We start from the raw sequence: 6,263 nt of genomic DNA on the forward strand, positions 1-6,263 counted from the left end.
GGAAGATACACGGATGGTGCCGTTGCGGGCGTCGACTCTCAAACCTGTCGATGGCCGGCTTCTTTTTCGATTTGCAGCGGAAGAGGGCTAGGCTGTGGTGACAAATTAATCATTTGAGCCATAGCATGATGCTGGCGATTTTGACGAAGCCGAGGAAGTTTTCGGCCCGTTTGTCGTATCGGGTTGCAATGCGCCGCCATTGTTTGAGTTTGGCGAAGAAGCCTTCAATGCCCCAGCGGTTCTTATAGGCAATCTTGTCGTAGCGGTGCTGGTACTTGCGGTGGCGGCGGGGCGGAATGACAGGCTCGCCGCCCTGGTCGAGAATAATGTCGTGCAGCCGATCGGCATCATAGGCCCGGTCGGCGATCACCTGACTTGCCGGCAGGCCCTGGATCAAGTCGCAGGCTGGCGCCATGTCATTCTGCTGGCCAGGGCCGATCTCGAAGCGCACGGGCAGTCCCAGTGCATCTACGACAACATGGAGTTTGGTGCCAACCCCCCCTCGCGAGCGGCCGAGAGCCTGGGCTTCAGATCCCCCCTTTTACGCCGCGCACCAGCGGCCTGGGCCTGCGCCCGGATAACGGTGGCATCGATAGCCACCCACTCCAGGTCAGGATATTCGGCCGCGGCTTCAAACAAGCGATCGAAGACACCTGCCTCGATCCAACGATAATAGCGCCGCTTAGCCCTCTGATACGGACCGAACCGCTCCGGCAGATCACGCCAACGCCCACCTGACCGCGCTAGCCACAAAAGAGCATCGAAGAAACGGCGACCATCGCTGCGCGGGCCACGCTTGCCCCTGCGTCCGCCGGGAACAAAGGGCCGGATCCGCTCCCATTGATCGTCTCGCAAAACCTCGCCTTCCAAAGCTCTCCTCCAAAAGATAGCTTTGAATCTGATTTGCGCTCTCCTGGGAATCCCAAAGCCCTTAAATTGTCACTACAGCCTAGTGCTGCGCAGGACGTTGGGCGCCGCACGATTTTCAAGGCGGCTCCTCAGACGCGACTCAAGGCCTTTCCCGATGAGGCTGTCCAAAACCGATTTCAATGCGAGACGCTTGCAGTCGCTTCGATAGAGACCTAACTACGCAGCGACATTTCCAGGAAATCCTCGCAGCCGGGAGCCGGTGCACGCTCCCTTGCCGAAAGCCCGTTCATGCCTTCCGAAACTTCAGCCGCTCCAAAGCGCATAAGCGCTGACCAGGGCGCCTTTATCCACACGATGAAGCAGATGTGGCCCTATATGTGGCCCAAGGATCGGCCCGATCTGCGCATGCGCGTGGTCTGGGCCTTCGTCCTCCTGCTGCTGACCAATTTCATCAACCTCATCATCCCCTATACGCTGAAATGGGCAACGGACGGACTGGCGGCGCTCGGCGGCGGCAAGACGCTGTCCGGCCACACGCTGGCGGTGGTCCTCGCGGGCCTCCCGCTGACGATGCTCCTGGCCTACGGCCTCTCGCGCGTGGTGAGCACCGCGATCTCGCAGTGGAAGGACGGACTTTTTGCGCCCGTCTTCATGCACGCCGTGCGGCAGCTGGCCCTCGAGACCTTCGAACACATCCACAATCTCAGCCTGCGCTACCATCTCGAGCGCAAGACCGGCGGCCTTTCGCGCGTGATCGACCGCGGGCGCACCGGCATCGAGAACATCGTACGGTTCGCCACCATCAACATCCTGCCGACCATCTTCGGCCTGCTGTTCTATCTCGGCATGCTGCTGGTGCAGTTCGACTGGCGGCATTCCACCATCGTGCTGCTCACGACGGCCATCTATGTCTGGTTCACCGTCAAGGCGACGGACTGGCGTATCAGCATTCGCCGGGAGATGAACGATTCCGACACCGATGCGAACCAGAAGGCGATCGACAGCCTGCTGAACTACGAAACGGTGAAGTATTTCTCGAACGAGGATCGCGAGATCGCGCGCTACGACCGCGCCATGGCCTCCTACGAGAAGTCGGCGATCCGCACCTACATGACCCTGACCTGGCTGAACATCGGCCAGGGCGTGATCTTCACGCTCGGCATGCTCGCTTCCCTGCTCCTCGCGGGCCTGGGGGTCGCAAATGGAACCAACACGGTCGGCGACATCGCACTCCTCAACGTGATGTGGCTGCAGCTCGCCACGCCGCTCAATTTCCTTGGGTTCGCCTATCGCGAGATCAAGCAGGGCATCACCGATATCGAAACCATGTTCGAACTCCTCGACAGGGACGCCGAGGTACAGGACAAGCCGGACGCCAAGGCGCTGCGGGTCAGCGAGGGGCGTGTGACCTTCGACAATGTGGTGTTCAACTACGACCCGGACCGGCCGATCCTTCAAGGCCTGTCCTTCGATGTCGCGCCGGGCGCGACGGTGGCGATCGTCGGTCCGTCGGGCGCCGGCAAATCGACCATTTCGCGCCTCCTCTTCCGCTTCTACGACGTCAATGGGGGGCGGGTGCTGATCGACGGCCAGGATGTTCGCGACGTGACGCAGAAATCGTTGCGCGCGGCCATCGGCATGGTTCCGCAGGACACCGTGCTGTTCAACGACACCATCCGCTACAACATCCGCTATGGCCGCTGGGACGCGACCGATGCCGAGGTCGAGGAGGCGGCGGGCCTTGCGCAGATCGACACCTTCATCCGCCGAATGCCCAAGGGCTATGAGACGGAGGTGGGCGAGCGCGGCCTGAAGCTCTCCGGCGGCGAGAAGCAGCGTGTCGCCATCGCGCGCACCATTCTCAAGGGGCCGCCGGTGCTGGTGCTGGACGAGGCGACTTCGGCGCTCGACTCCTATACCGAGATGGAGATCCAGGACGCCCTGGAGCGCATCTCGCAGAATCGCACCACCCTGGTGATCGCACACCGCTTGTCCACCGTGGTGCATGCGGACGAGATCATCGTGCTGGACAAGGGCGTGATCGTCGAACGCGGCAATCACGAGGAACTTCTGTCGCGAGGCGGTATCTATGCCGGCATGTGGAATCGCCAGCGCGAGGCGGACGAGGCGCGCGAGAAACTCCAGCGTACACAGGATGAAGGCTCGCCCGCCTATCGCGACGCGATAGCGGGGTGATCCCAGGGGGTGCCAGCATTCAGCCGCCGTGTCGGCGGCCTTCATCGCCAGTTCATCTTCGGGCCTGTTTATTCACGGACGCTGGGGGCGCCGCCCCGCCTGTGAAGGACCGATCATGTCGACCCGCCGCCGTTTTCTCGCCGGAGCCGCTGCCGCTACCGCCAGCGTCCTCGCCGCTCCTGCCCTGGCCCAGAACCTCATCGAGTGGCGCATGATCACAGCGTGGCCCAAGGGGCTGGCGGGGGCGGGCACGGGCGCGCAGCGCCTGGCCGATCGCATCGGTCTGCTCACGCAGGGTCAGCTCACAGTCAAGCTCTATGGGGCAGGCGAACTCGTTCCCGTCGACCAGAACATGACGGCGGTGATGTCGGGAGATGCCGAGATGTCGCATGACATGTCGGCCTACTATCTGTCGAAGTCGCCGGCCTTCGCCTTCTTCTCCGCCATTCCCTTCGGCCTGATGGCCCAGGAGTACAATGCCTGGATCTATGCGGGCGGCGGGCGTGTGTTGTGGGACGAACTCGGAGAGCATTTCGGTATCCGTGCCTTTGCTGCGGGCAATACGGGCGCGCGGCTTGGTGGCTGGTTCCGAAGGGAGATCAATACGGTCGACGATCTCAAGGGGCTGCGTTTCCGCATAGGCGGCCTGGCGGGGCAGGCGCTCGCCAGGCTCGGCGTCAACCAGATGCTGATGCCTGGCTCCCAGATCATGCCCAAGCTGCAATCGGGCGACCTCGATGCAGCCGAATTCATGGGGCCGGTGAACGATCTTTCCTTCGGTTTCCAGAATGCAGCGAAATTCTGTTACTGGCCCGGCTTCCAGGAGCCCTGCGCCGCGCTGCAGCTCCAGATCAACCGTAGCAAATTCGATGAACTGCCGCCCACGCTCCGGGTTGCGGTCGAGGCGGCCTGCACGGAGGAAAACTCCCGCTCGCTGGCGGAGTACAACGCCCGTTCCCCCACCGCGATCGCGCAGGCCGTGACCCAGCAGGGCGTGGTGCTCAAGCAGTTCCCGGATGAGATCTACAAGGCCTTCGGCACGGCGAGCGGCGAGGTGCTGGCGGGCATGATCGACAATGGCGACGACCTCACAAAGCGCATCGCCACCTCCTACCTGGCCTTCCGGCAGGAGACCCTGCTGTGGACGCGCATCGGCGACCAGGGCTACGCCAATATGCGGCTGCTCGATTACAGCTATCCAAAGGCGGGCTGAGAACGGGTTGTCGCCGATATCTTGCGCAACCATGGTCGGGCAGGGCTGTCGCGACCGCGAGGCTCCTTGCCGTGGCAACTGCTCTTCCCGGCTCCTGCCCAATCGAATTCCCGATAACTCCAATCAGACATGATCCGTCCGAGGGGAAGCCTTCATCGTTCCATGGGCACCGATTTCCCTGTCTTTTGTCGTGCGTTCTGTTTAAGGACCATGGTGCTCTCCCCGTAGACTCAGGTTCTTGTACGGATGAACATGGGATTATGCAGGGAACGCAGAATTCAGATCCAGTTCCCATGCAACGTTTTATGAGTATTGAATTAAGTACTTTGTCTCGTCTTTGACGTCGTGGAATGACAATCGATGAGCGCGATCTGGATCAGCCTTGCGTCCTTCCTGGCCATTTTTTGCAGTGCGCTGGCTGGTGTCGCCGTTGCTCAACGCCTGCCCCAACCGCATCTCAGTTCCGAGACGCGTACGGCCGTGTCCGTGTCGATGGCTGTCGTGGGCACCATGGCAGCTCTCGTACTCAGTCTGATGATCACCAGCGCCAGCAATTCGTTCAAGGTACGCTCCGATGCCATCGACAGCCTGGCGATCAATATCGTCAAGCTCGACCGTGCATTGTTGCGATACGGCACCGGTACGGGGAGTATCCGTTCCGCGCTCAAGGCTTATGCCGATGCCAAGGTTGCGGAACTTTCAATCCCGGGCCGCTCCGCGCACGACGATATCGAGATGCTGAGGGAACTCGAGGGCATAGAGGATCAGATCTCCAGCATTGCTCCTGCGACGGAGCGGGAGCGGCTCATCGCTTCGCAGGCGATGTCGATACTACAGGCCATCTCGGATGCCCGCTGGCTGCTCGTCGAGAAGACCGGCATCGCGATCCCGGCTTCTTTCCTCGTCTTGCTGATCTTCTGGCTGGCATTGCTCTTCGCCAGCTTCGGCCTGTTCGCGCCCAAGAACGCGACGGTGATCATCGTCCTCCTGCTGTGCGCCTTGGCGATTTCTGGTGGTGTGTTCATGATCCTGGAACTTGGCTCCCCGACCAGCGGTCTCATCCGCGTCTCGATCGAACCGCTGCGCGCGGCTGCCGCCGAGGTCGGCGCCGGTCACTAGCGCGCGTTGCAGGTCACGGCCTTGCCGCCGCGTGTCAGCTTAGCGCCGCGACCCTTGATCCAGAACTCCGTGGCCTGATCCGTGTAGCGGCCACCATCCGCCGACATGGCCTGGGGCAACGTGAGTGAGGGTGTGCCTCGGCCGAACGTCAGGGTGACGCTGCCCGTGCCGCTGTTGTCGAAGACGGCTGTAATCCTCGTGCCGTCCGAGCAGCGATAGCGCACGTTCGGACCTGCCCACGCCGCCGAGCCGTGGAGAAGGAGGGCCGACGCCGCCAGGAAGAGAAGACCCCGTTTCATGCCTGCCTCCGATTCCCGCCTCGTACGATCTCTAGAACGGACCATGCGAAGCGACGTTGTCCATCGCCGTAGCGAGCACCTGAATGCGATCCTTGTAGGCCTTCGAGATGCAAGCCACGTCCGTCCCGCACTGATCGCGACTTTTCAGCCATTGGCGTTGGGCATCGCCAGTGTCGCCACGCTGGCCCATCGCCACAAGGGATGTCACGATGCCGAAGAGAGTCGCCATGCGCGCTTCACTTTGACCGAGGGCATAGTCGTGGCAGATGGTCTGTTCCGTCGGCAGGGTGGCTTTCGAGCAGTCGATGGGTGCGTATTCGGCGGCTCTGGCAGACGATGCGGTTACCATCAGCCCGCCCAGGACGAGCGCGACGACGACGCAACCGACCAAGGCGAAATCGGCGCGGCGATGTACTTTTCCAATCAGCATCGAGTGCTCCGAATTTCCAAGCCATGCGACTCCTAGCAGTATTCTCTCGCGCGCTCAATTTTCACAGACATGAAATGTGTTTGCATCAGTAGATCCCATACGCATCGAAATTTATGAATTTTTATAATGCTATCGT

6 protein-coding genes are annotated in these 6,263 nt (G+C 61.5%); 3 read left to right on the forward strand and 3 right to left on the reverse strand.

Annotated features, from left to right (window positions below; translation table 11 throughout):
* Positions 1–109 precede the first annotated feature (109 nt).
* Positions 110–870, reverse strand: a protein-coding gene (locus AC6H34_RS19645) for an IS5 family transposase (protein WP_497538130.1) whose coding sequence is annotated in 2 segments (ribosomal slippage) — positions 110–543 and positions 543–870 — 762 coding nt in all. Because the reading frame shifts where the segments join, the coding sequence is not laid out codon by codon here.
* 288 nt (positions 871–1,158) lie between these two features.
* On the opposite strand from AC6H34_RS19645, the gene AC6H34_RS19650 reads away from it, so the two are divergent.
* The 3 genes from AC6H34_RS19650 to AC6H34_RS19660 all read left to right on the forward strand — a co-directional run bounded on the left by AC6H34_RS19650 (position 1,159) and on the right by AC6H34_RS19660 (position 5,398).
* Positions 1,159–3,066, forward strand: a complete 1,908-nt coding sequence (locus AC6H34_RS19650; RefSeq protein ID WP_497539825.1) for an ABCB family ABC transporter ATP-binding protein/permease — start codon at positions 1,159–1,161, stop codon at positions 3,064–3,066.
* 115 nt (positions 3,067–3,181) lie between these two features.
* Positions 3,182–4,279, forward strand: a complete 1,098-nt coding sequence (locus tag AC6H34_RS19655) for a TRAP transporter substrate-binding protein (protein ID WP_448148238.1) — start codon at positions 3,182–3,184, stop codon at positions 4,277–4,279.
* A 360-nt stretch (positions 4,280–4,639) separates the two neighbouring features.
* Positions 4,640–5,398 carry a bestrophin-like domain gene (locus AC6H34_RS19660; protein WP_448148237.1) on the forward strand — a complete coding sequence of 253 codons (759 nt, stop codon included), beginning with the start codon at positions 4,640–4,642 and terminating at the stop codon, positions 5,396–5,398.
* On the opposite strand, the gene AC6H34_RS19665 is transcribed toward AC6H34_RS19660, so the two are convergent.
* Positions 5,395–5,697 (reverse strand): MliC family protein, encoded by a 303-nt coding sequence (locus tag AC6H34_RS19665; protein WP_497539826.1) that lies wholly within the window; start codon positions 5,695–5,697, stop codon positions 5,395–5,397. The two genes, AC6H34_RS19660 and AC6H34_RS19665, sit on opposite strands and share 4 nt — an antisense overlap.
* A 31-nt stretch (positions 5,698–5,728) precedes the next feature.
* Entirely contained in the window at positions 5,729–6,127 is a 399-nt protein-coding gene (locus AC6H34_RS19670; protein ID WP_497539827.1) for a lysozyme inhibitor LprI family protein, read from the reverse strand.
* Positions 6,128–6,263 lie beyond the last annotated feature (136 nt).

The organism is Labrys sp. ALF-8 (assembly GCF_059699065.1).

Coding starts and splice junctions, on each gene's coding strand:
- AC6H34_RS19650 (WP_497539825.1), top strand. CDS start 1,159: ATGCCTTCCGAAACTTCAGCCGCTCCAAAGCGCATAAGCGCTGACCAG.
- AC6H34_RS19655 (WP_448148238.1), top strand. CDS start 3,182: ATGTCGACCCGCCGCCGTTTTCTCGCCGGAGCCGCTGCCGCTACCGCC.
- AC6H34_RS19660 (WP_448148237.1), top strand. CDS start 4,640: ATGAGCGCGATCTGGATCAGCCTTGCGTCCTTCCTGGCCATTTTTTGC.
- AC6H34_RS19665 (WP_497539826.1), bottom strand. CDS start 5,697: ATGAAACGGGGTCTTCTCTTCCTGGCGGCGTCGGCCCTCCTTCTCCAC.
- AC6H34_RS19670 (WP_497539827.1), bottom strand. CDS start 6,127: ATGCTGATTGGAAAAGTACATCGCCGCGCCGATTTCGCCTTGGTCGGT.